This window comes from Bacillota bacterium (assembly GCA_018333655.1).
In the GTDB taxonomy this organism is placed as follows: domain Bacteria; phylum Bacillota; class UBA994; order UBA994; family UBA994; genus BS524.
In genome coordinates, this window is the sequence record JAGXTJ010000055.1 from 16,647 (window position 1) to 42,005 (window position 25,359).

26 protein-coding genes are annotated in these 25,359 nt (G+C 52.4%); 5 read left to right on the plus strand and 21 right to left on the minus strand.

The annotated features are described in order from the left end of the window. Position 1: 1 nt before the first annotated feature. Entirely contained in the window at positions 2 to 1,855 is a 1,854-nt protein-coding gene (locus KGZ92_09915) for an ABC-F family ATP-binding cassette domain-containing protein (GenBank protein ID MBS3889579.1), read from the minus strand. A gap of 200 nt (positions 1,856 to 2,055) precedes the next feature. Here KGZ92_09915 and KGZ92_09920 point away from each other — a divergent pair, with 200 nt between their 5' ends. Next, a complete protein-coding gene (locus tag KGZ92_09920; protein ID MBS3889580.1) occupies positions 2,056 to 3,261 on the plus strand; it encodes a DUF401 family protein in 1,206 nt (401 codons plus the stop codon). 132 nt (positions 3,262 to 3,393) lie between these two features. After that, positions 3,394 to 3,651, plus strand: a complete 258-nt coding sequence (locus KGZ92_09925; GenBank protein ID MBS3889581.1) for a hypothetical protein — start codon at positions 3,394 to 3,396, stop codon at positions 3,649 to 3,651. On the opposite strand, the gene KGZ92_09930 is transcribed toward KGZ92_09925, so the two are convergent. The 4 genes from KGZ92_09930 to KGZ92_09945 form a co-directional block, all read right to left on the minus strand. Continuing rightward, the gene (locus KGZ92_09930; protein MBS3889582.1) at positions 3,604 to 4,299 is read right to left on the minus strand and encodes a TIGR01906 family membrane protein; all 696 of its coding nucleotides are present in this window, start codon (positions 4,297 to 4,299) and stop codon (positions 3,604 to 3,606) included. The two genes, KGZ92_09925 and KGZ92_09930, sit on opposite strands and share 48 nt — an antisense overlap. A 3-nt stretch (positions 4,300 to 4,302) precedes the next feature. Then, entirely contained in the window at positions 4,303 to 4,713 is a 411-nt protein-coding gene (gene queF, locus KGZ92_09935; protein ID MBS3889583.1) for an NADPH-dependent 7-cyano-7-deazaguanine reductase QueF, read from the minus strand. Between the two features lie 71 nt (positions 4,714 to 4,784). Beyond that, positions 4,785 to 7,034 (minus strand): hypothetical protein, encoded by a 2,250-nt coding sequence (locus tag KGZ92_09940; GenBank protein MBS3889584.1) that lies wholly within the window; start codon positions 7,032 to 7,034, stop codon positions 4,785 to 4,787. Positions 7,035 to 7,261: 227 nt separating this feature from the next. After that, complete coding sequence (locus tag KGZ92_09945) at positions 7,262 to 7,810, minus strand: hypothetical protein (protein ID MBS3889585.1); 549 nt, start codon at positions 7,808 to 7,810, stop codon at positions 7,262 to 7,264. A 307-nt stretch (positions 7,811 to 8,117) separates the two neighbouring features. On the opposite strand from KGZ92_09945, the gene KGZ92_09950 reads away from it, so the two are divergent. Further along, the gene (locus tag KGZ92_09950) at positions 8,118 to 8,669 is read left to right on the plus strand and encodes a transposase (protein ID MBS3889586.1); all 552 of its coding nucleotides are present in this window, start codon (positions 8,118 to 8,120) and stop codon (positions 8,667 to 8,669) included. A gap of 574 nt (positions 8,670 to 9,243) precedes the next feature. Here KGZ92_09950 and KGZ92_09955 read toward each other — a convergent pair. From KGZ92_09955 to KGZ92_09995, 9 genes are all read right to left on the minus strand, one after another. Then, positions 9,244 to 9,633, minus strand: coding sequence for a hypothetical protein (locus tag KGZ92_09955; protein MBS3889587.1), 390 nt, complete (start codon positions 9,631 to 9,633; stop codon positions 9,244 to 9,246). A gap of 154 nt (positions 9,634 to 9,787) precedes the next feature. Continuing rightward, positions 9,788 to 10,759, minus strand: coding sequence for a hypothetical protein (locus KGZ92_09960; GenBank protein ID MBS3889588.1), 972 nt, complete (start codon positions 10,757 to 10,759; stop codon positions 9,788 to 9,790). Between the two features lie 667 nt (positions 10,760 to 11,426). Beyond that, positions 11,427 to 11,747, minus strand: coding sequence for a nucleotidyltransferase domain-containing protein (locus tag KGZ92_09965; protein MBS3889589.1), 321 nt, complete (start codon positions 11,745 to 11,747; stop codon positions 11,427 to 11,429). Continuing rightward, positions 11,740 to 12,204, minus strand: a complete 465-nt coding sequence (locus KGZ92_09970) for a nucleotidyltransferase substrate binding protein (GenBank protein ID MBS3889590.1) — start codon at positions 12,202 to 12,204, stop codon at positions 11,740 to 11,742. The genes KGZ92_09965 and KGZ92_09970 overlap by 8 nt, the downstream gene beginning before the upstream one ends. Before the next feature lie 14 nt (positions 12,205 to 12,218). Continuing rightward, entirely contained in the window at positions 12,219 to 12,710 is a 492-nt protein-coding gene (locus tag KGZ92_09975; GenBank protein MBS3889591.1) for a hypothetical protein, read from the minus strand. Further along, positions 12,707 to 13,108, minus strand: a complete 402-nt coding sequence (locus KGZ92_09980; GenBank protein ID MBS3889592.1) for a nucleotidyltransferase domain-containing protein — start codon at positions 13,106 to 13,108, stop codon at positions 12,707 to 12,709. The genes KGZ92_09975 and KGZ92_09980 overlap by 4 nt, the downstream gene beginning before the upstream one ends. Before the next feature lie 103 nt (positions 13,109 to 13,211). Then, positions 13,212 to 14,477, minus strand: coding sequence for a DUF4129 domain-containing protein (locus KGZ92_09985; GenBank protein MBS3889593.1), 1,266 nt, complete (start codon positions 14,475 to 14,477; stop codon positions 13,212 to 13,214). Beyond that, positions 14,467 to 15,660, minus strand: coding sequence for a DUF58 domain-containing protein (locus tag KGZ92_09990; protein ID MBS3889594.1), 1,194 nt, complete (start codon positions 15,658 to 15,660; stop codon positions 14,467 to 14,469). The genes KGZ92_09985 and KGZ92_09990 overlap by 11 nt, the downstream gene beginning before the upstream one ends. Continuing rightward, positions 15,657 to 16,607, minus strand: coding sequence for a MoxR family ATPase (locus KGZ92_09995; GenBank protein MBS3889595.1), 951 nt, complete (start codon positions 16,605 to 16,607; stop codon positions 15,657 to 15,659). The genes KGZ92_09990 and KGZ92_09995 overlap by 4 nt, the downstream gene beginning before the upstream one ends. Positions 16,608 to 16,773: 166 nt before the next feature. On the opposite strand from KGZ92_09995, the gene KGZ92_10000 reads away from it, so the two are divergent. Next, a complete protein-coding gene (locus tag KGZ92_10000) occupies positions 16,774 to 17,154 on the plus strand; it encodes a hypothetical protein (protein ID MBS3889596.1) in 381 nt (126 codons plus the stop codon). Between the two features lie 41 nt (positions 17,155 to 17,195). Beyond that, positions 17,196 to 17,969 (plus strand): carbon-nitrogen family hydrolase, encoded by a 774-nt coding sequence (locus tag KGZ92_10005; protein MBS3889597.1) that lies wholly within the window; start codon positions 17,196 to 17,198, stop codon positions 17,967 to 17,969. Between the two features lie 22 nt (positions 17,970 to 17,991). Here KGZ92_10005 and KGZ92_10010 read toward each other — a convergent pair whose 3' ends face one another. The 7 genes from KGZ92_10010 to KGZ92_10040 all read right to left on the minus strand — a co-directional run bounded on the left by KGZ92_10010 (position 17,992) and on the right by KGZ92_10040 (position 25,356). Then, complete coding sequence (locus KGZ92_10010; GenBank protein ID MBS3889598.1) at positions 17,992 to 18,957, minus strand: transcriptional regulator; 966 nt, start codon at positions 18,955 to 18,957, stop codon at positions 17,992 to 17,994. 76 nt (positions 18,958 to 19,033) lie between these two features. Continuing rightward, entirely contained in the window at positions 19,034 to 20,455 is a 1,422-nt protein-coding gene (locus KGZ92_10015) for an FMN-binding glutamate synthase family protein (protein ID MBS3889599.1), read from the minus strand. A gap of 101 nt (positions 20,456 to 20,556) precedes the next feature. Further along, complete coding sequence (locus KGZ92_10020) at positions 20,557 to 21,732, minus strand: amidohydrolase (protein MBS3889600.1); 1,176 nt, start codon at positions 21,730 to 21,732, stop codon at positions 20,557 to 20,559. A 51-nt stretch (positions 21,733 to 21,783) separates the two neighbouring features. Continuing rightward, positions 21,784 to 22,110 (minus strand): DUF1904 family protein, encoded by a 327-nt coding sequence (locus KGZ92_10025; protein ID MBS3889601.1) that lies wholly within the window; start codon positions 22,108 to 22,110, stop codon positions 21,784 to 21,786. Positions 22,111 to 22,291: 181 nt separating this feature from the next. After that, positions 22,292 to 24,124: a ferrous iron transport protein B gene (gene feoB, locus KGZ92_10030; protein ID MBS3889602.1), complete on the minus strand. Its 1,833-nt coding sequence runs from the start codon at positions 24,122 to 24,124 to the stop codon at positions 22,292 to 22,294. Beyond that, on the minus strand, positions 24,117 to 24,347 hold the full coding sequence (locus KGZ92_10035) for a ferrous iron transport protein A (GenBank protein MBS3889603.1): 231 nt from the start codon (positions 24,345 to 24,347) through the stop codon (positions 24,117 to 24,119). The genes feoB and KGZ92_10035 overlap by 8 nt, the downstream gene beginning before the upstream one ends. 256 nt (positions 24,348 to 24,603) lie before the next feature. Then, complete coding sequence (locus tag KGZ92_10040) at positions 24,604 to 25,356, minus strand: HesA/MoeB/ThiF family protein (protein ID MBS3889604.1); 753 nt, start codon at positions 25,354 to 25,356, stop codon at positions 24,604 to 24,606. Between the last annotated feature and the right edge of the window lie 3 nt (positions 25,357 to 25,359).

A 25,359-nucleotide genomic window follows, 5' to 3' on the forward strand; every position in this document is an offset into this window, starting at 1 on the left:
CTTATTTGTCTTGTACCGCCCGTTCCCATGTTGCCAGAAGCTCTTCTAGACGAGAGCAAAGCCGCATGTAACGGTCTACCATTCCCTTCTTGCCATCCTTGAGCTTTAAAAAATCCATGCTGGCCATGTACTCTTCCTGGGCTTGTTTTTCAAGTTCGAGGCGAATTATCTCCCGCTCTATAACGGAAACATCGAGAGAGGTCTTCTTTACCTCTAGCATCTTCTTAGACGGTCCCTTAGCCATGGGCATAGGCGGGGAGAAAAACTGTGTCTGACGCCAATTGCTGTAGTTTTGCCGGTGGTCAATTATATTCTTGTCGCTCCCAAACCGCCACAGGCGGGTGGCAACCTTGTCAAGAAAGTAACGGTCGTGCGAGACAAAGAAAATTGTACCTGTGTAACTAAGCAGGGCCTTTTCAAGCACCTCGCGACTCTCTATATCGAGATGGTTGGTAGGTTCGTCAAGGAGCAGCACATTTCGCCCGAGAAGCAGCAGCTTAGCGAGACTAAGACGAGTGCGCTCCCCACCTGAAAGCGTCGACAGGCAGGCAAACACCTGCTCCCCGCGAAACAAGAATTGCGCGAGGTAGGAGCGGGCCTCCCATTCTGACATGGTGCCACCGACGTTCATAACCTCGGCTAGCACCATTCCCCGCGGGCTAAGGAGCGCTAGACGCTGATCAAAGTAGCCAATTTCGACACCAACCCCCCACCGCACCAAGCCATGATGGGGTAAGTCGCCGAGCAAAGCACAGAGGAGAGAGGTCTTGCCACAACCGTTCGGGCCAAGCAGGGCAATGCGCTCGCCACGCTTGATAGTCGCCGAGAACGGAGCAAAGAGCATGTTGCCCGCGAAACCTACCTGCAGGTCGCAGACTGTGAGCACGTCCCGCCCGCTGCGACGACGTTCGGCGACAGTGAGAGTAAGGTGCTCTTTGCTCTGCGGCTTGGCAGTAGCACTTTTCTCCCGGCGCTCGAGTCTTTTGGCCCAGCTCTTCGACAAGGTGGCGCGCGAGCCAGCACGGTAGCGATTAACAAAGTCTTTCATGCGTAACATTTCTGCCTGCTCGCGCTCGTAGGCCGTGCCCTGCAGAGCCAAGCGTTCTGCCTTCAAGGCCCGATACTTGCTGAAGTTACCAGGATACTCGGTCAGCTTGTGGTTCTCAAGCTCTAAACAACGCGTCACCACTTTATCGAGAAAATGACGGTCATGCGAAACGATTAGCACGGCGCCCTTGTAGGTAGGCAAGAACCCCTCTAGCCATTCTACCGCCGCCAAATCAAGGTGATTAGTGGGCTCGTCTAAGAGCAAAAGCACCGGCTCCTCAAGCAAGGCCTTAGCTAAAGCTGCTCTTACTCGTTGTCCGCCGCTCAAATATTCGATGGGGGCGGCAAGATCTCCCTCTGAGAAGCCAAGGCCCATAAGCACCTTCTTGATGGCACTCTCTAGGCCATAGCCACCTAAGGCCTCGAACCTTTCGGTTAGCAAGCTGTAACGTTGCAAGAGCTTTGCTACATCTTCGGCCCCCGCCATTTGCTCTTCTAGGCTGCGTAGCTCTTTTTCTAAGTCGATTACAGGCGCAAAGACCTGGCTTACGGCGTGGTACAGCGACAAACGAGGCGTGAACTCAGGCTCTTGCTCCAAGTAATGCGCCTTGCCTCCAGAAACTACGCTAACCTGGCCATCATCAGGCGTCAAGCGCCCGGCGACAACTTTGAGCAGTGTAGTTTTACCACAACCATTCGCGCCTAAGAGTGCTACTTTTTCCTTAGCGTGCAGCGCAAAGCCCACACCGTCTAAGACAATATTGTCGCCATAGTATTTCGTGATATTACTTACTTGTAAAACGGGCATTTCGTACCACTCCATCAAGCATCTTGACTCAGTGTAGAATGCCAAGCCACAGCGTGTCAACTTTGTACCTCTTTCGTAAGATTACTGACAAAAATCTTATGGTACGCTTAATATTTTCGCTGTCTTGTGCCAATCGCTGGTGTATAATTAACCGTAACTACTTAAACGCATGGACTTTGCGAGGTTGAAAGGAGAGCCCTATGGCCATAGCCGGTGTAGCCTTCTCATTTGTCGTCATCATCTACCTCGTGCAACGCAAGGTGCACTTGTACCTAGCCTTACTTGTCGGCGCACTTCTCGTAGGACTTACCACCGGGCAGGCTCCCCTCTCCTTGCTGCAGGTCTCGGCTGAGGCCTTACTTATGCCTATGGCCATAGATTTAATGATGGCGCTAGCACTAATCAGCATGCTAGGTAGTGTGATGCAGGAACTAGGCCTACTCGCCAAGATGGTGGAACTACTACAGGTTGTTCTGCAGAGCACCAAACTGACTATTATTTTCGTTCCCTCCATAATTGGCTCGCTCCTAGTGACCGGCGGCGCGATCTTGTCAGCCCCCACAGTAGGAGAATTGGGGGCACAGCTCGATCTTCCACCAGAAAGACTTTCTGCCATCAATTTATTGTTTCGCCATGGCTGGTACTTTGTCTATCCCCTTATGCCAGCTTTCATCCTCATCACCAGCATCACGGATGTTGCTCTGTCGACCCTAGTCCTGTGGCAACTACCACTCACAGTCGCCGTTTTAGTCGCAGGTTACTTTAGCTACCTCCACAAAGTAAAGGATCGCAATACAACGAAGCGTTTGCCCACCCGACAGGATTTCATTGATCTTATAAAGTATACCTCCCCCCTCTGGGCGAGCCTTACTTTGACTGTGGCCTTTAATCTCTCCTTTCCGCTGGCTCTCCTGCTGGGCCTAGGGCTAGCCCTCGCTATAGGCGATGTTACCCTCGCGATGCTGCCAAGGCTACTTTACCGCAGCCTAAACTTTCCGATTATCGCCTCGGGCGCCAGTATTATTATTTTTAAGGCGGTTACAGGGCAGGTGACCGCTCTACCACCTCTCATCGAGCAACTCCTCCAAGCCGGGTTGCCGCCACAGGCCCTCTTTATCGTGGTGCCCTTCTTGGTTGGCTTTTTGTCCTCGTCTAATACTTCCGCCATCGCCCTAACGATGCCTCTCTTGCTCCCGATTATGCAGAAGACCGATTTAGTGCTTTTTGGCGCCATTGCCGCCTATTCCTCCTCATTAGTTGGCTACTTTGCTTCTCCGCTACATCTCTGCCAAGTCGTTACGCTATCGCACTTTAAGTGCAAAATAATGCCTCTCTACCGTGAATACATTTGGCCGCTAATTGCCGTAGTTGTCACCATGACGGCAATATCTCTGCTTCTACTGTAGACTCATACTAAGACCAATCAAGCATGATCCCCCCACCGTGCCGAGCGGTGAGGGGGTCATTTGTTGATGCTGCATATCTACACCTAGGGTGGGCAAAATGAAGAGACATTTGGTGAAAGCGAGGCTTTGATTATGGAAAAAGAACTAAGCATTGTCGGCATACTGGTAGACAACAGGCCCGATCATGCTCCCCTTGTGCAGCGCGTAATCTCAGACTTTGGGCAGTGCATCCTAGGTCGCTTCGGCATTCCAGACCCATGTGGAGAAAATGGGCTCATCACCTTGGTAATGGAATGTGATAGCGAGACCCGCAATCAACTACAAAAGCGCTTAACAGACCTGTCAACCGTTTCTTTTAACAGCATGTGCGTAAAGAGAAACCCCCACTAACGCGGCTACACCCGCTAAGGCAAATTTACCTACCGTCAGGAGCACAATCCTAAGGGCCGCGGCCATAAAGAATGGCTCCGGCACCATGCGAATCAAGTACTCTGTGGCGGGGTTGAGTAACCACAAATCGTTGTCGAAGGTGAGTAAGTGGAATAGAGTGAAGTAATGCGTGAAATCTACCGCCGCCAAAAGGCCCAAAATGAGGAGCAGGCAAGAAATTACGGCTGACCCACAGAAGTAGCCCCTGACTCCTCTATTAAAGTTGCGCGTCCAAAGTAAGGCCGTTAACAGGAGCAACAGGGCGACGATGCTGATATTGCGCACTAAAAAAGTCAGAGCGAAAAGATAGCGCACGTCTCGCAAATGTTTTACTTCTCGCTCGCCGTAAAGCAACCCATTACGTCCCCGCACTGTTGCCACTACGTTTGGGCTAGGCACCTCGCCCCGTAAGTAGTCGAGTAAGACCTCGGTGTAACTCATGAGCGTCGGCAAATCAACCCTAAGATCTTCTGGAACACCTAGGGCGGTGTATTGTGCGGCGTAGAACTGCCTGTCAAAACTTACCTCGATTATGGCCATAGACAAAAAGGCCAAAAAGACGGCAACGGCGAGAAAGGCACCCAGTACAAAAGGCAGTTTGCGCCTCATCCCCTACTCCCTGACGTAGGCGGCCTTAACCCGCGTGCCCATACCACCACGCAGGGCGAAATCCCCTTCTACTTCCATCGAGAGCGGTTGACAGGCCGCTACCAAATCATTTAGGATCTGCACCACAACATGCTCTTGTAAGACACCGACGTTGCGGTAGGTTAACAGGTAGTACTTGAGGCTTTTTAACTCGATGAGCTTCTTGTCAGGCACGTAGCTGATGTAGATACCGCCAAAGTCAGGCAGACCAGTCCACGGACATACCGATGTGAATTCCTCAGTATAGTACTCCACATCAACCTCTTGGCCGGGATACTGGTAGTCCATGACCTCTAGCAAATCGGCTCGCACTGCTGTTTCTTTTTCTACGTCAAAGCGTAGACTGGTGTATTTGTCGCCTATCACGTTACTCATTCCGCCTCCTTCTAGTATTCATCCTGATTGTAGCAAACTGCCGTCCCCAGAACAACCATCGCCCCGCCCTACTACCTGCCGCGCCTACTATTTTGGCGATTATTGACAAATACCTTGTCTGGCGCCGGACTCTTTTGCTCGTCTTGCCGGAGCGCTCTACTTATTTCCGCCGCAACATGTTCCTTTAGCGCCTCATTGCGGCCTTCTAGCAAGGCGGCGAGCTCCTGCTTATGCCTCGCGGTTAGCTCATCGGCAAGCTTCCCTAGCCGTCCGCGATAATCAAGATGTGCCTCGGCCTTGAGCGCATCTAATCTAACTAGGTATGCACGCTCTATCTCTGCCACCATTTCAGCCGCACGGCGACTAATGGCACTCTGCAGCAGTTGCTCTACCTCTCCTAGTTTGGCCTCTATCGCCCCCAGCCATCGCGCGTACACATCCTGCACTTTGATATTGATTTCTGAGACTATCTGCGTTTCGTGCCCGCGCATGGTTTCTGTCGTTGTGCTCTTTAGTTCCTCGCGGAATAGTGCCGCCTGCCGATTCATCTCTGCCCGCTCTTCGTCCCAGACCGCGCGCCAAGTAGAGAAGTGAGTTTCCATCTGGGAGTTCCATCCCACAACTGAAGACTCAAAGCGCGCTCTAAACTCATGGTAGAGATTCGCCGCTAGCGCTTCTTGTGCTTTGCTCTGCCGCTCTACTAGCGCCTGGTAAGCATGCTCTTGCTTGGTCACGACTTCGGCTTCAAGCTGATGTAAGGCACCGGCAATGGTCTGTGAAAATTTGCCTTCGAGATTTTGGAGCAGCCTAGCCGTATCTTCCTGCCACGAGGACGAGGTGAGAGTGAGGCGCGCAGCCAGCTGTTCGACGCTCTCTAGACGCAGGCCCTCTTGTTCGGCACGAAACATCTCACGATAGACATCACTCAGATTTTCGGCCTCGGCCTCAAATTTTGCACTCAGGGCAAGCGAGGCGCTCTCAAATAGTCTGCCCAAGTCAAGCCGAAAATCCTGCCCGAGGAGCTCAATCTCTGCTTGGTGTTGTCTCAATAAGTCTGCTCTCTGATCGGTGACATATTCCGCGCAGGCAGACTTAAGCTTGTTTAGGGAGGTCTCCTCCCACGCCAGTAGGTCCGCCCTCGTCTTCTGATTGTATTCGTTGCCTAGAGTCATAACTTGCCCACTCAGCTCGGCTAGGAGCTCTGTGCGTGACGATTTATGGTCTTCTCTGATCTGGCGAGCGAGCTCGTTTAGTCGCCCCTCATTCTGCCCTTTCATCTGCTCTTCAAGCTCATGCCACCGCCCCTGCCACGAACGGAGGGCCTTTTCTACGAGCGGGGCAATTTGCCGCGCGATATGTTCCTCTTCCTTGGTTAGCCAGTGCTTAAAAATATCGGCCACATGCTCATTCCAGCCCGTCAAATTGGCATTCAACCACTGGTGTATCACTCTGTCCTGTGCCTGCTGCCAGTCGCGTCCCTGTTTAGCGACTTGCTCAACTAGCTGTTTTTTCCACTCCGTCAAATCTGCCCCTAGGTCATGCTCCACCTGTTTCTGCCACTGCAAGACTCCTTGCGCTGATCTCTCCTGCTCTCGCTGACATATCAGCTGCCACTCTTGATGCCACTTCTCTTGCACTAGCGACCACGCCTCAGCTACGGCCAGCAAGTGACCATTAAGGGCTTCCTTTTGCAGAGCCAGCAACTCATCGCGCTGCTGCTGCATCTGCTGCCCTGAAGCTAGTCTGTCCTTCTCGCGGAGCTCTCTCTCTAGTTCGGCAAAACGAGCGCTCTCTCTGTGTATTACCTCTTGCTCGCGCCAATCAACTTCTAGTCTTTGCAGCTCTCGCCCAAACCTATCTCGCCACTCACCCTCTAACTGTATAAGGCGCTTGGTCGATTGCTCCTGCCATGCCGCTTCGCGTGCCTCCATATCTTGCCGCAGTTTCTGCATGTTTTGCTGCAATTCTTGGCTTACCAACCTTTGATTCTCGCGCAACCAATCTAGTGCCTTGCCCTCGCTGTCGGTCTTGCGTTGTAGTACCCACTCTGACTCTAGCTTGGCCTGCCTAAAGGCGATAGCCTCGAGAAACTTGCGCTCTTGTTCATCAATGCGTGAGCGTTCCGCCTGTCGCCACTCTCGCTCACTGCGCTGACGCTCGTTTTCGAGCGCCTCCACTAAGTGCCTCTCAAACTTGAGGCGTTCGTTGTCGAGCCGCTCTCGCCACGCCACAGCGCTCTCCGGGCTAGTCACAGGAGGTGCCTGTGAGTCTTGCACCGGCACCTCCTTATGTCCTTGCTGAGCCCCTTTTTTCTTAGTCACCCGCGTATCCCCCCTTGCCACATATTCACATCATCATATGCAGCACTAGGGCGCAGGGATAAAAATTACGCCACCACGAAAGCTATGAGCAGGCCGGCAATGGACACGACTAGGGGCGGAGCGAAGTCTAACCCCAGCCCGAAGACATTCAGTGTCAAACTTAGCACTGCCCCAACTTTTCTTAATGAGCAAGGTGGGGCTGTCTGACGCCTGCAATAATTCTTTGCTCACGCTTTTCGGAGCGTCTCAATTATCTTGACTACCCGGTCTGGATCTTCAGGTGTGAAGAGAACCGGACGCCCTTTTTTAAGTTTTAACACTACCACTGCCTCATCGACATGACTTGCTACCGCATCCACTAGGCCAAACTCGCCGAATGGAAAAATGCCCACCTTATAATCCGAAGTACCATATGCCCACCATGCCCACCATCCCAGCGAAGGCATGTCAGCATAAACAGTCGCTAGCTCAATGTCAGCGTAGGCAATAGTACGTCTTCGGAAAGCGGAACATAGATACACGCCATCTCCTCTAAGCTCGTAAGACAGATACCCCGGCAGGTACAGATCTATGGTTACCTTGACCAGAATGAACAGGGGGAACCCTACCATCTGGATTAGGCGTCCTTCTCTCCACAAGCCAAAGGCTACAGGCACCGCCAACAAAGCACTTAGCACGATTAGCTGCTGTATCACCGCCGAATAATCTTGTGGATTCTCTCTCTTAATAAGCTTCACAGGGAGTACCAAGGTTGGTTTAGCTACTTGGACCGCCATAATTACATACCCCCTATGTCCTTGTGCACTACATCTTCTTCTTGACCACTAGTGTGGTAGCCCGAGATGTCGCTTGTAGTTGTTCATAGCAGTCTGCATAAGGCCCTGAACATCATCAAAGTCCCAGTGCCGATTGTCTGCCACTGTTTCAACCCCCAGACCCCCTGGACCACTCAGAAACGCAAAATAAGCAGTTCGACCCGCCCAATACCAAATCCTGTTTTGAGGATCTTGCTCGATGCGCACAACCCTTTGCCAATCTCGGCGCACCTCGTCCTTCTCTACCGTGACAAATGAAATTAGCTGAATGACGCTGTTTATCACGCCCACAGCAGGCCGGGAAGCCCCAGATAAGGAATACAACGCCGATAAGTTTACCTACGTCGAGGGCAAGGATTGCTACATTTGCCCGCTTGGCCAAGTACTAAAGCGCACTGGCACAAAGGAGAGCCGAGTATACCAGAACAAAAAGGCTTGCGAACAATGCCCCGAAAGGGCCAAGTGCACTACCGGTGACTTTAAGCGACTTAGCATTAGCCATTACCAGAGGATCTTCACTGCAACTGACAAGCGCTTGGCGGAGAACTTAGAACTCTACAGGCGGCGACAAATGATCGTGGAGCACCCTTTAGGGACCATTAAGCGCTCTATGAATGGCTACTACTTCCTGCTCCGCACCATAAAGAAGGTGCGGAGCGAAGTTGCGTTGCTGTTCTTCGCCTACAACCTAAAACGTGTACAAAATATCCTCGGTCAGAAGGAATTAATGAAGAGACTTGCTGCTCTTCTTTTTCGGCTCTATTCCGGCAATGCAAAAATGGTCGCCAGATTGCACTTGTTGGCCAGTGAGGGATACTAAAACACGCATTCTAAGAGTAGTAAAGGCTATTAAAACACGCATTCTCGCACAGTCTGCCGTCCCTTTTGGACGCCGCCTGCATACCGGTCACCTATGGAATTTCATTAAACACTGAAATTCCCGTTCTGGACAGTTAACAGGTTGTCTTCCAGACTAATCCCGGGGCAGGGACGAGGCCCCGGTTTTGATGACATCTCACCATTTCGATACTTCTCCAGCGGTTCAGTTTCCTTGGGAAATTTCAGTGTTGATTGAAATTCCATTCGTCTCCGTAGTACTCACCTGCCGGGGTCTCTGCCCCGACTTTCCCCCTAACGCTCACCACCATGGCTTTTGCCCACAGCAGCTTAGGGTGGTTTGAAGTCTCCACCTGCATGGTGACTCCGAAGGGCCTTCCTTCATCTTTTGTGCAGCAAGGCTGCAGTCGCGTTGACTACAGCTTTCGTGGCGCAACGTCCCTTCTGGTTCATACGAGGCAAAGTGTCGCTAAAACCTGCGGCGAGCGTTGATATTCCTTGGTCTTACGCGTTGCTCATCGTTATGCATTTCGGGAACTCGGGTTGTAAGCAATGTCTCAATGCTTAGCGCTGTCTCTGAAGGATACATAACAGCCGAAAGCCAAGACGGCATATGCAAACCGAGTTAGGGCAAAGCTGGTTTGACTCACTATGAGCCAACCGCTAACGTTTATGATCGTCGACGGATCTACGACGAGTAGTTGCACTAGCCCCACTAGCTGTGTGAGAAGCATGGTAAGGAAAAACAAGAATGTGTACCTCGAGATGATTGCAGCACTCTTGCTAATGATGTTGTAGCTAAAATACGTTCCTAGCGCCATAATTAGTGCTGTCACAAGAGCAACTGGAACCTGTATGTCGCGCATTTTGTTTACCTCCGTTGGGGGGATTTCTTGCGGGCTATTGTCGCATGAGCACATGTGGTCGCTGACTACAATCGTCAGCAATGGCGTGGCCTCCCATCTATTAGGCTCCCCCACGCTATTGTCTCACGAAGACTTGTGTTTGTTCAGCCCCTCTGTGCGAAAAATTGCTTTCCCTTTCCGCCTTAACCCTTGCTACATATGGACTTTAAAATTATGCGTCATTTCTGAACATGTCTCAGGGGGTCTTTGGATTAGCACGCCTGAGATTGGTCACACTCATAAGTCGCTGGTATTCCTGTGCGACAAAAGCCCAGTATTCATCTTCGGTCATCCCGAGGGCGAAGATAATCGTGTTAATGATTCGTGCAGTGGTGTGATCATAGCGAACGTTAGCTCGGGCGAAAGCAGCCTTTCCAGTTGCCTCCTCCTTGCTTACGCCAAGCCCATGTCTCAGTGCCTCCTGATAATCAAGCTCGGTCTCAATCAACCGGCTTAATATCTCTTGTTTCGTGGTTTCAACTCCGTGGATAGCGAGCAAGCGGTACATCACTTCGACCTTACGTGCAGATATGCTTCTGTCACCGATGCGCGCGGCCACTAAATTCTTCGGTACATCAATTTCCAGAACAGCAGTAAAGTCTACTTCTATTCCTGAGTTATCCATTACGACAGCATGCACTGGAATGGATGCATCCCATACATTTGCGCGAAGTGTAAAGTTACGCATGCGCGGCAAGGTTGAGTTGCTCCAGTAGGTTGAAGTGACTGAGGCATCATAAGCATTGCCTGCTAAAGGAAGCGTAATCCGTGTCGTGTTGCGCCCACCCCAAAAACTGTGATATGACGAATGAAAGACGCTGTAATCATGAATAAACCCGAACAACTCATGGATCATCTGTGTCGAATTTCTCCACCAACGGAAATTGCTGGGCATAATATCCCATGCGTAGGGGTATCCCCGAAAATTATGCCGAAGTCCGTCATTATAATGTGAGATTATAGACATTTCATGCGCGTAATCTGTGAAGAAATCAAACCGCAAATTCTGTGATATTGACTTAACGAAAGGCACAAGGTCGTAAGTTACCCAGAATGCATGCGTAACGGTTGTAGTATGTGTGCGGATTGCGGGACTAGCGCCATGAGTAACCCCAGCTACAGAAATGGTGCACACCAGCGCAAGAACAAATGCGATGATCTTTTTCATGTGTTGGCTCCTCCTCAGGTCTGAATTAATCGCGCGGATAGCAAATATTGTGAAAATTGTGGCGGAGAACGTAATCGACGCCCATTCGGCAACAGCTGTCAGATTGCATAAAGCCATAGTACGCCCCGCATCTCCCGCCTATGACCCCCCACTTCAGACACGGCGGACAACGACTTCAACCGTGTTGTGCTAACAGACACCCATCGCTAGCGCCTACTTTATTCACGCATAATCGTGTGTTGCGCTTAGGGCTTTGGAGGGTCCCACTGCACTAAAACACCGGTGTCACCAAAAGAGACGCCAGAAGAGTGGTCACAACAACGACTGAAAACAACTGAGTAATCTTTCCTTTCATTCATCTACCCGCCTTTCAATCTAGGCAACTGCCGCTGGCGCCACTCCCTACAGTCCCCACCCCTCCGCAAATTCGGCAATAGTTTCCTAGTTGCCATTATTTTACCCCCCCCTCCCCAAAGGTCAAGGTAATCCATATTACATTTTCGTCATATTTGAATTGTTTTGCCATATCATCAACTGCTTATCTTTTCCCGCTACAGGGGACACGATTGGTTTTGTGGCGATAATCCGACACAACGAAAAGTCCGCTTTGTCCGCTGCGGCCATTAAGTAGCTAGTAGTCTGGGATTAAGCATGCTCTTGACGAAGTCTACGCTACAGGTTTTTCTTTGACCACTACTCTTTCTGCTGCGATTGTGGCCCGAAAAGCCTCACTGGTGGTCGCCCAGTCCACAACGTCAACCTTGAAGGGGAGATTTGACTCGGCAAAAGCGTCGCACAGGTGCGCGTACTGTCTAAAACTTAAGGGATTGTCAGTTAGAACTGCCAAGTCGAGGTCGGAGTATGGCTTGGCAGGGCCTCTCGCGCGTGAGCCAAAGGCCCAAACCTCAAACTGCTGCAGGTGCAGTTCCATTATGGCCCGCACGATTTCCCAATGGTCAGGGGATATAGCAAGGGGTGGGCTAGACATTGCGAGCCACCAGCTCCTGCAGCAAAGCCTTAGCGTCGTCAAGGAATTTATGTGCGCCTTGGTAGACGAGCATAGCCTTGGCGTGGTCGTAGGTGTGCGAAGTGATGTTGCGCATGCTGCGATACTCAAACCAAGCCAGAACATCAGCAACAAGACCTTTTTCTGCTGCAGTGCGCAGCAACCCTCGATAGTCAGCAAAATCAACCTCAGTTGGCGAAGCGGCATCCATTTCTAGCCTGCGCCGCATCATTTTGATGCTCTGTTCGTAGGCAAACTCAAAATTTTGGATAACTCCAGCTATGATGGTGTTCTGCACATCCTCAGACTGCTCAGAAAACCAGGCCCCCTCGCTCACGATACGAGTGCCTGCCTGCAATGAAGCTATAGCGTTTGTTAGCGAAGTCAGGTTGAGTTTCACCTTTACACTCCCTTTCCTCCGACAAAGTTGGCTAGGCATTTCATAGAACGCAACTACTTGCTATAAGAGGCATGTACCTGTTCCAGGAACTCAGAGAACGCCAACAACTCTATGCGCACTGCGGTAAAAAGCGGGCGCACTTGCGCAATGAGACGGGCTATTCTCTCGCCGTCAAACGTGAAGGCGTAAATATTGCGTACCACATGCCTAAACCGCAAATATTCGTCCAGCGCATTGCTGGTGTGGGTGGAAAGCACCTCTGGACGGATCTGCGGCAGGGCCATACTCATCTGGCGTAGCAAGTCCCTGTGCCAATCCAAGCCGAGGGAGAGACTCCGGTCTACATCGGTAGCAATGTGCCGAAAAATACGCTCGAGTCCACTATAGAAATCATGTAAATTCAGTGCTGCCGAATCGAGATACAAGTCGTGCTCTTGGCACTTCTCCGCTAGCAGCATGGCTTGTTCAGCACGGGATACGACTCTCTCTAATTCGGCTATCTCTTGACGAATACGACTAGCGACGACTATATAACGTTCGCTCATAACTCCTGTCCCTCCTGTTCGATGATTAATCTCAGCGCATCACGACAGGTATTCATGTCCACTAGGTTGACCTCAATGTCCTCACCTAAATCCATCACCGCACCTATTGCCCGGAAGGTATCCCCCAAGGCGAGACCCCAAGCCGCAATATCCACATCGGACCATCTAGTAAAACAATCTGGACGAAGGAGTGAGCCAAACACTGCCACTCGCTCTGCGCCAAAGTTTGTCTTGAGGAGTGCTGCGGCCTGCCGCGCAATCTCCCAAGCCTTCTCTTTTCGGCATAGTAATAGCTTCGCCTCTTGCTCTTGCTGCAGCTTAGCAGCGGCTCTATACACAGACATATCCTCTTCACTTGTCCTGCGTTCTGAGATACTTGCTTTGTCGCGCTTCTCCATATGTTTTGCAACACCCTCTTCTAATCCCCCTCTCTGGGAAAAAGGGGACGCCATAATTATACCACACACCAAGTCTTGGATGAGTTAACAAAGTAGCCCTTGACTACGCCTTGGTGCTTTCCTTGAGCTTCCTCCAGGCGGCTAAAGTATGTTGCCACTGCACCGAGGTCAACTTGCGCTCACCATAGCGTACATCCTCAAATGAACTTGTGATCGTCCGCACTTCAGCAGAGGGCAAGATGTCGCGTAATGCCTCCTCGTATTCGGCTACGGTTTCCGTCTCGGCACGTGGCCGCGACTTAGCCTTGCCGTACAATTCAAGGTAAGCGAAAATTTGCCAAATATTCTCTGGCTCGAGAGGGAGTCTACGTTTTGGTTTGGCGCGAGCTTTCCTGGTGCCCCTAGGAGAGAAAATCTGCCCCAGCAGAGACTCATGCTCATCGAGAGGATGAGTTACTACAGGCGAAGCAGGCCTACTAATACGCCTTAGTAGCAGCCAGACTAATGCTACCAAGAAGACAATGCTGAAGACCTGTAAGAGCCACGGTACGCCTGTGTCTAAGTCGCGCACCGCCTCGAACAACCCCTCTGGCATTCTTTCCTCGCCCCTAGCGGTCGGGTCACCAGCTAGTAAGGCGGCAAGGGCACGTGTCACAATGAGTATCAAGTAGATCATGTAGCCAAAAGGCACAAGAAAAACCAAAAAAATCTCGCGGGCGATATAGGCGATGTAGTCTAGCATGGGCCTAACGCTAAAAGCTCCTGCCCCGGCCAAGAGAGTAGCCGCTAAGAATAGAGCGGTGCTTAAAAGCAGAAACTTCGTCCGGCCGCTCATGGGCCTTTGCTTGGTCACTTGCTCGACATATTGGTCCCAGGCTAGGCCGAGCGCTAACATGCTAGCAAGGGCTAAACCTAGCAGTGCGTTAGATATAGCCATCATGCCAGCTGCATGAGCGAAGGGTATGGCCACGGCAAATATTACAGCAAGTTGGGCGAAGTAAGCCCTCGCTTCGCTGTAACCCCAATCATGTCGACCGATGTCTATGGCTGCGTAGGCTGCCGCAAAAACCAACAATGAAAAGAGAGAAACGCTCACAGGGAGCCCTCGTCCTACCGCGGGCAGCAGCAAAGCCACACTTAGTGCCAGCACTACAAGCGTGATCCTGCGCCACCAAAGCGGCCACTTAAGAGAAAACCGACCCACAAACAGCGTCATTAGGGTAGCTACTAAAATGTTCCACAAGGGCAGCCCTGGAAGCACCCCTCTATGCATAAAGCGATAAAGAGTCTCTGCCCACACCTGCGTTACAATCGACAGAGCTACCACGGCAAGCACTTGGGCCAGTAGAAGGCGCACTCTAGGGTACAATTTCGCTCTCCTCCTTCTGCACCCACAGCATCGAGGTATCGTCAAAAAGAGCCGAAGGGGTGCTTCCGGTGTAGACTACACGTAGTGGCACACGGCGTAGCGCGAAAAGTTGTTTGGCGGACAGCAGTTCCTCTGTCAGCATAGGTGTGACCAGTACGAGAGTCGTCCCAAAATGTCGCCTCTCGAGGGCATTGACCAGAAAGGTACTTGGCCTGACCATGGCAAATTGTGTTGTGCCGGCGAGTGCTGCTAAAAAGCTATGCCTCTGCTCTGCCCCGGCGCTACTGGGTACATCGGTGATGTAGTCATTGGCTAATACGCCCACACTACAGGCGCCATCCAGTAAAGACATGCCCAAACTGGCAACTACTTCAATCGCCCACTCTGTTTCTCTGGCGTCTTGCCGAAACCATACGACGTCGCTACTCGAAAGATTAAGCAAGAACAGCACTTCTCTACTTGCAGATGGTTCATGCACATGCACCATGTGACGCGCTGCTCTTGCTGTCGCCTTCCAATTAATGCGGTTTAGAGGGTCTCCCGGTCGGTATTCGCGCACTCCTCGAATGCGCAACGGGTCCTCATGTATAAAACTCTGCAAGGTAGTGGGCCCTAGCAGGGTAGATGGAACGACACGCAGGGCGTCAAGAGCATGCACTCGTGGATAGATGGTAATTTCTGTTTCGTCAGTACGCTTACTATATGCGCTTCCGTAACCAAGAGGCCCTGTCACTTTAATTTCGGTGGGACCAAGTTTCGCTACACCACGCCGTTCGCACAGGACGGTATAGCGACGGCGCACTCTTTGCCACATGCCCAAGCGAAAAGCGTGTTCTAGCTGACGCAGGGCGCCACCAACCGCGGGAGGAACGCCAACAACCTGCGTGTGGTGCGAAACATCATGCCACAGCTGCAGCAAAGATATGGGCAGGAAACTGCGGTTTTCAAGCTCCACCGTAAGCTTAACGCTGTCCCCCGGCCAAGCATAGGACTGTGAAAAATAGGCGCGATGGTGCAAAGCCTGTCGTCCCCACTTGGCATACAGGCGAGGAAAATACGCCAAAACAAAGCCACCACAGCCAGTAATGATGAGCGCGGGTGAGCGTAAGATTAGCCCAAGAATGAAACCTATGGCTATGAGTATGGTACTTAGCTTGGGCAGCTTCATCTTACTGTCATTCATGCTTCAGTGCTAGGCAAAACTGGAACAGGAACAACCGACAATATTGCATCGAGTACGCTTTCAGCCGTTTGCCCGCGGAGACGAACCTGACTTTTGACTATAAGTCGGTGGCAGAGAACGGGCTTTGCTAACTCCTTGACATCGTCAGGCAAGGCAAAGGCCCTCCCCAAAAGGGCAGCGCGCGCGCGTGCACTACGCATCAATGCCAGTGTGGCACGTGGGCTAGCCCCTAGTCGTAAGTCTTCGTGTACACGGGTCGCCCTCACGATGTTAGCGATGTATTCCGCCACCGCCTCGCTGACATGAACAGCCTCTGCGCCCGCGCAGAGAACAGACAAGTCACAGGCCTTTGCCACTGGTGTCAAAGTTGTGAGCGGATTTGTCTCAGCGAAACGACTAATGAGACGCATCTCTTCCTCTAGCGTGGGGTAACCAAGCGACAACCGCATCAGAAAGCGATCTAGTTGTGCCTCGGGCAAGGGGAAAGTGCCCTCCTGCTCAATATGGTTTTGCGTTGCCACCACCAAGAAGGGCATCCCTAGCATGCGAGTTTCGCCATCGACGGTGATTTGGCGCTCCTCCATGCACTCCAGTAAGGCTGCCTGCGTACGCGGTGTGGCTCTATTGATTTCGTCGGCGAGGAGCACATTAGTAAAAGCGGGGCCGGGACGAAACTCAAAGTGCGATGTGGCCTCATTAAATACGCTTACACCTGTTACGTCAGACGGCAAAAGGTCGGGGGTGAACTGTACTCGCTTAAACTCAAGCTCTAGAGAACGGCTTAAGGTTTTGGCGAGCATGGTCTTGCCAGTGCCTGGCACATCCTCAATGAGCACATGTCCCTGGCAGGCTAAGGCGATCAGTATTAAGTCTACAATCTTCTCTTTGCCTATAATTACTTTGGCAATGTTTTCGCGCAGTCGGTCGGCTATCTCTTTAACATCCATCGGTATACCTCCTAAAAAATACAATCCGGGGCTTAACCGGGCGTTGGTAGCAGTGCCATGCGTAGTTGTGCTAAGATATTGGCATAAGCACTTGTTTTATTTTAGTTTATGCGAGGGATGGTGTACCCCTATTTTTAACTATCTATTACTGATTCTCTTGGCAGTCATGTGGTCTATAGTTTTTTTGCTGCCAGTTCGCAAAAAGAAAAAGAGCAAAGGGCGTCTTTTGCAGGTAGTACGCGTGGCAGCCATGTGGTGGGTGCTCGGTATGGCCTATCATTTGGTAGGTTTTCTCATGCCCGACCGCTCGCTACTCGGGCTTTTTGACCAGTTTTTGTCGTATACCATCTCCCTGCCCACCCGCCTGGGAATCGGGCTAGAGAATGCGCGAGTTAGCGCCTTCGCGTCAACTCGCTTCGATTTAGCCCTAGCTATGATACTTGGGCTACCCTTCGCCTTTGTTTTGGCGCTTGGCCTGCTGGTTGTTATCTCTGCCCATAAAAAACGCCGCGCCCCGCGGCAACAGTCTATCGGGCAGGGCATGTAGGGCAACCAGACCACAAACAAAACCTGGAGGAGGTCATCGCTATGCAACTAAAAGTAGCCCTCATACAAATGGATATCGCTCTCGGCGACCTGCAAGCTAATGCCCAAAAAGCTAGACAACTGGCGGCAGGTCTAGCAGAATGCAGCTTCATTTTACTGCCCGAGCTCTGGAGCACCGGCTATGCCTTAGACCGAGCCCATGAGTTGGCAGAAGACGGCACGGGTCTCTGCACCACTGTGATGCGCGAAATTGCCTGCGCCAAAAATGCCTATGTAGGCGGTTCAGTTCTCATGCAAAGAGAGGGCGGCATCTACAACACCTTTGTCCTCATTTCACCCACAGGGCAAGTTGTGGCCACCTATGACAAGACTCACTTGTTTAGACTTATGCAGGAGGACATTTTCTTAAGCCCTGGTGACAGGCTGGTCACCGCGCAAACCACCCATGGCCAGGTCGGCTTAGCCATATGCTACGACCTGCGTTTTCCCGAGGTCTTTCGTCACTATCGGAATGCGGGGACCGACTTTAATTTGCTAGTAGCAGAATGGCCGCTGCCCCGCCTCGAACATTGGCGCACCCTGGTACGGGCGCGCGCCATAGAAAACCAGTGCTACCTCTTAGCCTGCAATCGTGTAGGTCGCGACCAGAACAACACTTTCGGAGGCCATTCTCTAGTAGTAGACCCTTGGGGCGAAATCTTGCTAGAGGCGGATACCACTGAAGGTGTCTATGTTGTTGACCTTGAGACGGAAAGCATCATGGCAGCACGCAGTAGAATCCCGGTACAGGGAGACAAGCGCAGCGACCTCTACTAGTTCATAGCAGTATGACCAGCGGTTATTGCTGGTAGTAACTTAGCATCTTCGTTGCGCTTTCGCGCATGCTATCCCGCAGAGCGCTAGGATGTAAGACCTCGGCATGTTCGCCGTAGGCCAAAACCCAGCGCGCAAACTCCTCGAGGCCCTCTACTTCGGCCGTAAAAGTAATGCTGCCATCTGCGCCCTGTTCAATTTTTTGGCTAGGATGCCACTTGCTCTCGGCAATGAACCGAGAGTGGGGGGGCATAAAACGCACTGCGACGCGGTGTTTTTCTCCTTTAATCATGCTCCAGGCATGTCCCAGGTAGTTATTCAAATTGAAGCTAGTAGGACGCTCAAAGAGTCTTTCTAGCATCGTCAATTCCTTAATGCGGTCCAAGCGGAACACACGCATTTGTTGACGATGATGGCACAGGGCGATTACATACCACACACCCTTGTGACCATACAAATGGTAAGGGTCAATTTCGCGAAGTTCTTCGCTGTCCCGGTAGAGCGAGTAGTAGGTCATGCTGACGACTCGTTGGTGCGCTATTGCTTTAGCCAGGACATCCAAGTATTCGCTGCAATAATCTGGGTCGACAATTCGCTCCTGAGCACAACTGACATTAGGCAGGGTCTCCTCCATCTCCTCCCGGGCAGTAGGCGACAGGCTATTCCAAATTTTATCTATGGCATCATCGAGTGCCTGTGCTGAGGGCAGGGTTTGGTTGTCTCGCGCTAGACTTGCCGCTACCAATATGGCGCATGCTTCCTCCACGGTGAACTCTTGGGCCGCGGATAGCGGCCTTACTGTACGGCGAAAACCCCCCTGACTTCCTGGAAAGGCTTCTACATGGAAGCCTTGTTTTTTTAAGCGCTCGATGTCCCTGTAAATTGTGCGCCTGCTGGTCATAAATACTTCTGCTAATTCCTGCGCTCGTACACTGCCCCTCTCCATGATTAGGTCGGCAATCTGCTGCACGCGACTCGCCTTTTTTCTCACTCCACACGCCCCCTTTGAGTGAGTATTCCCTCTTAACCCCACGAAGTCCTGCTACTTCCGTGGCGTAATTTGGAGACTAGCGATGGCGCGTCTCTCTTAGCCATGCCGGTCGCACGTTGGTGATTTCACAGATATGGGGCGTCAATCCCGCAAGGTCATCCCCACAGACTTGCGAAAGTGAAACTTTCCCCAGCGCTTGCACACCCTGGGCCATTTCGTCTTGACAGGCCAGAAGAAAGTTTGCCAAGTGTTGAGCGCCCTTTTCTACGTTAAACTGCGCAGCGTAGCGACCTGTGTACCACACCACTTCTGTAGGTGGTTCATAGGGCAGCGCTTTGAGCGTCTGCGTGTGGGTGACCGCGAATAGTGCCGCGGTGCCTATGTACACGGCGTCAGCACCAAGGGCTAGGGCTTTGAGAAAATCCCCCGGGGTGAACAGGCCGCCGCCGACAATGAGACTAACCCGCTCACGCGCTCGCAACCTCTCTAATTGCCCCACCGCCCTACACAAAGCCACAACTGTAGGCAGGCCAAAATCGTCCTGCAAAATGGGGGCCGACCCCTTGGTGGCAGCTTGTGCGCCGTCGATCGATATAAAGTCAACTCCGCTTTTGACCAAGAAGGTAATGTCGCTCTCAATATCCATGCCCGCAGCAATCTTAGCGCCAATGGGCACGCCAGAAGTCAAGGCCCGCAGGCGATCGACAAAATCGCCAAACTCCTCAGGAGAGGCGGTGTGCTTTTGTCGTGCTGCGATGACTGCTGCTTGTCCGCGTGGAATTTTAAGCGCCTTGTAGAGGGGGGCATCAATTTCGCCTGGCGAAATGCAGTGCCCCACACCACCCATCGCCCCCTGCCCAATCTGAATCTCAATGGCATCAGCCTGCTTGAGAGCTTCGCGCTCTTTGCCCCAGGAGGCGCGATTATACTGCATGATGTAGTGTTTCGCAGCTCTGCGCTCGGCGGGCAAGAAGGGCCCTTCGCCGCTATTAATTGCCCCACCAGCCAGAGTGACCCCTTTCGCCAGAGCTATCTTTACTTTGGCACTAAGTGCCTCGCCATAGGCCATGGCGGACACCAAGATGGGGCTTTTAAGCTTAAGGGGGCGAGCGGCTTGAGGCCCAATAACCGTGGACAGGTCAATGAATACTTCACGCGGGGTGGGCAGAGTTGTCAGTTGTGCTACGTTAAACATAAGCGCCGTAAAATCTGGCATGGCCCGCGGCGAGCCCATGGGTCGAGCTAGTGCCGTACCGGTTTCAGCTCGCAAATTTGTCTCCATAATGTTCTGTACACCCATCCGCCTGCTCGCTGAATAGAATTCGGCCATATTCTCGGCATAGTCATCAGTCATGATACGTGTCAAAGTCCACTTTGCCACTTGCCTGACTACAGCTCGCGTGAGCCACACCGCCCCTACTCCACCTAGGAGCAATGCCCCCAGCAAGCTGCCTACTTCGCGATATACCCCACCCACCCGCGACCCGGTTTTCTCCATTACTATCACCTCCTGCCTAGCATGCCAAAAAAGGAGCAGCTCCATTAATTAGAGCTGCTCCTCCTGTCATTTAAGGCGATAAAGCACACACATTCGCACATTTACCGCAGTGCGTCTACTGCTAGTTGCACCATCACGGCCGCACCGCGGGCTAAGGCCCTTTCATCAAAATCATACCGCGAGTTGTGTACTGGAAAAGGAGCTGTGTCAACGCCTTTACAGCCCAACCAAAACATGGCGCCAACGGCATGGTCGAGAAAGTAGGCAAAGTCCTCGCCACCCATGGAGGGTTGATCGAGCATAAAGACACTCTCTTCTCCTAGTGCAGTCGAAGTGGCCTCCACCACCATCCTCACCCCGTCAGGATGGTTATGCAAAGTGGGATAGCCGAATTCATACTCCACACTAGCACTAGCGCCAAAGCCAGCGGCTATACTCTCAACCAATTGCGATATTTTTTGCGGTAGGCCATGGCGCACTGCCTCGTTTTGAGTGCGTACAGTGCCGTCTAAATACGCAGTCGGTGCTATGACATTGTGCCTCTGCCCCGCTATAAAGCGACCAATAGTCACCACTACCGGCTCAAGGGGATTCATCTGCCGGCTGACAATGGATTGCAGTGCCGTCACAATATGGCTGGCCACTACGACGGAGTCTATGGCAGCGTGAGGCGCAGCACCATGCCCACCTCGCCCGGTCACATTAACCTGAATTCGGTCCGAGGCCGACATCAGGGGACCGGCCTTAATGCCGACTTTGCCAAACGGTACTTCGGGCCACAGGTGCAAGGCGAACACAAAATCCACCTTCGGGTTCTCCATGACACCGGCCTCGATGAGCGGGATGGCGCCACCCCGTGGTGAACATTCTTCGGCCGATTGGAAAAAAAACTTTACCACTCCAGAAAGCTCACTGCGCTTAGCGGCTAGCACTCGAGCGGCCCCGAGCAGCATCGCAGTATGACCGTCATGGCCGCAGGCATGCATGCAGCCAGGGCTCTGTGAAGCAAAAGGCAACTCTGTCTCTTCTTGAATGGGCAGGGCGTCCATATCGGCTCGCAGAGCCACACAACGCCCGGGCTTTGCGCCGCGCAGCACCCCGACTACACTAACGCCCCCGACGCCTTCTTGTACTTCTAGGCCAAAGGAACGCAGTTTCTCGGACACAAAAGCGGCCGTTTCATGCTCCTCGTAGCCGAGTTCCGGATGCGCATGAAGGTGCCTGCGCCACAGAATGATCTCTTCCTCGATACCAGCAACTTCTTTGAGAATGTCCATACTCTCCACCTCTCCTACTCTCGGATTGCCGTGTTAACCCTGGCTGACGGCCTAAAAATGCAGGCCGTCCTCGTAGTAGCGCCGCCTCTCAAGCAGCAAAAAGGTCACGTCAACACTCGGGCAGCCTACACCTTTCAAGTGACGCGTGATGGTTTCCGCCATGCGATCATACGCTTCTTCGCCCCTGTCAAAGCAATACACCTCGACAAAGGGATGGCCTTCTACCTCTTGTCCATCCCACACATAAGTTGAAGCCACACACTCCAGCACAAAGTGCTCCCGCGCGCACTTTATGATTGCCGATAACTCCTCCGTCAAAGGCTGAGAAACGGCTTGCACATAGTCAAGTGATATCGCGTGAAAACGTAATTGCGGCATACTCTTTCCTCCCCAGCTAAGACTTCTGCCCTTCTTGGCATTTCTTTTCTGATGGTACAGACCGGCAACTAGAACAAGCACCCTGGCAGGGCAGAAGTGTAACGACTAAGCACAAGCAACGCACACATCGTAGAGCGCCCTCGACACAGGGGGCTCCACAGCGAGGGCAGTGCGGAGTCACTTAGACCACCACCCGAGCTACCAGGCCACCAACAAGAAAGGCGACCGCAAAAGCGCTGAGCCAAAGCACGAGAGCCTCTTGCCAGCTACGTTCCTTAAACATAACTATAACAGAAGCGATGCAGGGCACAAAGAGAGTAATCGTAATCATGGAGACCACAGTTTGCGCAGCGGTCAAAGACATATCAGCTAGGCCCGCAGCACCGAAGTCACGCCGCACTACTCCCATAATAAAGGCGGTGGCGGCTTCGCTAGGCAGACGCAGCCAGCCTACGGTTAGCGGCGTGAACACTTGCTCTAGGGCGAGCAGCGCGCCGGTCTGCTCTAAGACTGTTATCAGGAGTGCCCCGAGCGCGAACAGCGGTGCAGCTTCGACAATAAACATGTAAGATTTGTTCATAGTCTTCTTTAAAATGTTACTTAGGCGTGGCCAGCGCAAGGGCGGTATATCTATAAGTAAGTCAGATGATTTCCCGGGCAATAATCTATGCAATAGTGTACCTATAAAGATAAATACTGTAACGATGGTCGCCATATAGATGGCTACATAGGGCCAGCCGAGGGGAGCAATAAGCCCGACAACTACACCTAGCTGCGCCGAACAAGGAATTGTTATGGCCAGCAGTGTGATGGCGATAAGGCGCTCTCGCGACGTGCCAAGTAGACGCGTCGTGATTTTGGCCATGGTTACACAGCCAAAGCCGAGCACCAGCGGTATGACGGCGCGACCGTTAAGACCAATCGCCGTTAGCGAGCGGTCGAGCAAAACAGCGATGCGCGGCAAGTATCCTGTGTCTTCAAGTAGTGCGAGCAGCAAGTAGAAACCAATAACGAGCGGCAGCAAGAGCCCGAAGACGTAGGTAATGGTCATGGTTAGAATGCCAAATTCTCCGACGAGGACCACCCATGGCCAGGTCCCTACCTGGAACAGCCTTTCTACCGCAGCCCGCATAAAAGGCTCGTAGAGTCCAATCATAATGGTTTCCTCGGTCACCCCGACTACAGTACCGGCAATAAAGACTCCTAGCACATGGTACATCCCATAGAGAGTTGCCAGCAGTAAAGGCACCCCCGTCCAAGGCTTAAGCATAAGTCGCCCGAGCAGGGCCGCGAAACCTAACCCGCTGTTTGACTCCCGCAGCACCTTAGTGACTAACTCATTAACTCTTTCCCGTCGCGCTAGGTAGATCTTTTCACGGCTGCCAGGCGGCTTGAGCCCATGCCGCAGCGCGATATCCGCATCATCTTCTAAGTACAGCATGACTTCGGCCTGACTACCAAGTCTATCGAGCCAGTGCACTTTTTCTTGAGACAGGTAGTCGCCAGCTATACCCACCTCTGGCTTAAGAAGGGCCTGCATTAACTGCGGAAACCCCTTCTTCTCCACAGCTACCGTACCCACCACCGGTACGCCTAGCATTTGAGACAGCATCTGTAGGTCCACTTTAAGCCCCTGCGCCGCCGCCTCATCTAGCATGTTGACAGCCACGACAGTCGGTATCCCGGTGTCAATACACTGCTGAGTGAGAAACAAGTCGCGCTCTAAATAGACTGCATTGACGACATTAAGAATGACGTCGGCAGTGATAGCGACATCGCGCGTCACCCGCTCTTCATCATTAAATGCAGAGATACCATAGACACCCGGGGCGTCTATGAAGATTTGGTTGCCCACGCGAGCCTCGGTTATCTCGACAGTCGTGCCTGGGTAGTTAGATACGTCGACATAGACGCCAGTAAGGGCGTTAAAAAATACCGACTTGCCGGAATTAGGATTGCCCACTAGAACAATGCGCCGCGCTGCTCCCTTGCTGTGCTGATGGTGCTTAGGCATGCTTCTGGCCCTTTACTTTCTCTACTTGTATCTGCCTGGCCAAGTTTCGCCCTAGAGCATAGCGCATTAAACCGCGCCGCAGCACGATAGGACCGGAATGCAAAACTTCTTCCACACTTACCAGAGCCCCCTCGGCGATGCCAAAGCGTATGGCCTGCGCCCGCACTAAGTCGTTCTGGATGCTCTTGACAATAACTACATCACCTTTGCGCAACTCACTCATCTTCACACTGCTGCCTCCCCAAATGACACACTTTCTTAATACAATGTCACACTTTTGATATCGACAATCATCATCATTATATGCTGCAAGGGGCCATACGTCTATAGCTAAAGCATTGTCTATTTCTACGAGGTGTTTAGGTAAAAAATTCTCCGCCGCCGTTACTAATCGCCCGTCAAAAACTAGAGTGCCTCCACCTTGCAGCGCACAAGATAGAGGCACTCTAGTTGAACTAGGTCGGCAAGCGTAAGCGACCTTACGGCGTGCCGCAATCCGGACACTCGGGGTCGCGCCTCGCCTCCGCCGCTTCAAAGGTCATAGACAGACCGTCAAAAATCAGCATACGGTTAACCAAGAGCTCGCCCTGCCCGAGCAAGTACTTGATGGCCTCGGTCGCTTGCAGGCAGGCCGCCAAACCCGGAATAGCGCCCAACACGCCTAGCTCAAAGGTAGTCTTGGCACTTAGAGAAGGCGGTTCGCGAAATACACAGCGCAAGCAAGGCCCCTCATAGGGCAGCATGGTCATGACACGGCCTGCCATGGAGAGCACCGCAGCATGGATAAAGGGCCTCCTCGTTTCGAGACAGGCCTTGTTAAGGACGAACCGCGCGGCAAAATTATCGGTGGCATCGATAACAAGGTCATACTGCGCCACTAACTGTGTGGCGTTTTCAGCCGTTACGACAAAGTTATGCGGGACTACCTCACAGTCGGGGTTCAGTGCCCGCAGTTTGTCCGTGGCAGACTCTACTTTAGGCCTGCCGAGGTCAGGCGTAAAGTGCAGTATCTGACGCTGTAAGTTTGTCAGATCTACGACATCACCATCGGCAAGCCCCAGCCGCCCGATGCCTGCCGCGACAAGATAGTAGGCAGCGGGAGAGCCAAGCCCTCCCGCACCCACCACCAACGCTGATGACCGGAGCAACTTTTTCTGCCCTTCTACGCCAACACAGGGCACTTGAATGTTCCGGTGGTAACGCTTCTCCTGCAGGGGAGATAAGTCTACCATTAC

What these genes read in the sequence shown, in the direction of transcription:
- KGZ92_09915 (MBS3889579.1), bottom strand. Translation starts at nt 1,855, where the DNA reads ATGCCCGTTTTACAAGTAAGTAATATCACGAAATACTATGGCGACAAT.
- KGZ92_09920 (MBS3889580.1), top strand. Translation starts at nt 2,056, where the DNA reads ATGGCCATAGCCGGTGTAGCCTTCTCATTTGTCGTCATCATCTACCTC.
- KGZ92_09925 (MBS3889581.1), top strand. Translation starts at nt 3,394, where the DNA reads ATGGAAAAAGAACTAAGCATTGTCGGCATACTGGTAGACAACAGGCCC.
- KGZ92_09930 (MBS3889582.1), bottom strand. Translation starts at nt 4,299, where the DNA reads ATGAGGCGCAAACTGCCTTTTGTACTGGGTGCCTTTCTCGCCGTTGCC.
- queF (MBS3889583.1), bottom strand. Translation starts at nt 4,713, where the DNA reads ATGAGTAACGTGATAGGCGACAAATACACCAGTCTACGCTTTGACGTA.
- KGZ92_09945 (MBS3889585.1), bottom strand. Translation starts at nt 7,810, where the DNA reads ATGGCGGTCCAAGTAGCTAAACCAACCTTGGTACTCCCTGTGAAGCTT.
- KGZ92_09950 (MBS3889586.1), top strand. Translation starts at nt 8,118, where the DNA reads ATGACGCTGTTTATCACGCCCACAGCAGGCCGGGAAGCCCCAGATAAG.
- KGZ92_09960 (MBS3889588.1), bottom strand. Translation starts at nt 10,759, where the DNA reads ATGAAAAAGATCATCGCATTTGTTCTTGCGCTGGTGTGCACCATTTCT.
- KGZ92_09965 (MBS3889589.1), bottom strand. Translation starts at nt 11,747, where the DNA reads ATGTCTAGCCCACCCCTTGCTATATCCCCTGACCATTGGGAAATCGTG.
- KGZ92_09970 (MBS3889590.1), bottom strand. Translation starts at nt 12,204, where the DNA reads ATGCCTAGCCAACTTTGTCGGAGGAAAGGGAGTGTAAAGGTGAAACTC.
- KGZ92_09975 (MBS3889591.1), bottom strand. Translation starts at nt 12,710, where the DNA reads ATGAGCGAACGTTATATAGTCGTCGCTAGTCGTATTCGTCAAGAGATA.
- KGZ92_09980 (MBS3889592.1), bottom strand. Translation starts at nt 13,108, where the DNA reads ATGGAGAAGCGCGACAAAGCAAGTATCTCAGAACGCAGGACAAGTGAA.
- KGZ92_09990 (MBS3889594.1), bottom strand. Translation starts at nt 15,660, where the DNA reads ATGAATGACAGTAAGATGAAGCTGCCCAAGCTAAGTACCATACTCATA.
- KGZ92_09995 (MBS3889595.1), bottom strand. Translation starts at nt 16,607, where the DNA reads ATGGATGTTAAAGAGATAGCCGACCGACTGCGCGAAAACATTGCCAAA.
- KGZ92_10000 (MBS3889596.1), top strand. Translation starts at nt 16,774, where the DNA reads ATGTGGTCTATAGTTTTTTTGCTGCCAGTTCGCAAAAAGAAAAAGAGC.
- KGZ92_10005 (MBS3889597.1), top strand. Translation starts at nt 17,196, where the DNA reads ATGCAACTAAAAGTAGCCCTCATACAAATGGATATCGCTCTCGGCGAC.
- KGZ92_10015 (MBS3889599.1), bottom strand. Translation starts at nt 20,455, where the DNA reads ATGGAGAAAACCGGGTCGCGGGTGGGTGGGGTATATCGCGAAGTAGGC.
- KGZ92_10020 (MBS3889600.1), bottom strand. Translation starts at nt 21,732, where the DNA reads ATGGACATTCTCAAAGAAGTTGCTGGTATCGAGGAAGAGATCATTCTG.
- KGZ92_10025 (MBS3889601.1), bottom strand. Translation starts at nt 22,110, where the DNA reads ATGCCGCAATTACGTTTTCACGCGATATCACTTGACTATGTGCAAGCC.
- feoB (MBS3889602.1), bottom strand. Translation starts at nt 24,124, where the DNA reads ATGCCTAAGCACCATCAGCACAGCAAGGGAGCAGCGCGGCGCATTGTT.
- KGZ92_10035 (MBS3889603.1), bottom strand. Translation starts at nt 24,347, where the DNA reads ATGAGTGAGTTGCGCAAAGGTGATGTAGTTATTGTCAAGAGCATCCAG.
- KGZ92_10040 (MBS3889604.1), bottom strand. Translation starts at nt 25,356, where the DNA reads ATGGTAGACTTATCTCCCCTGCAGGAGAAGCGTTACCACCGGAACATT.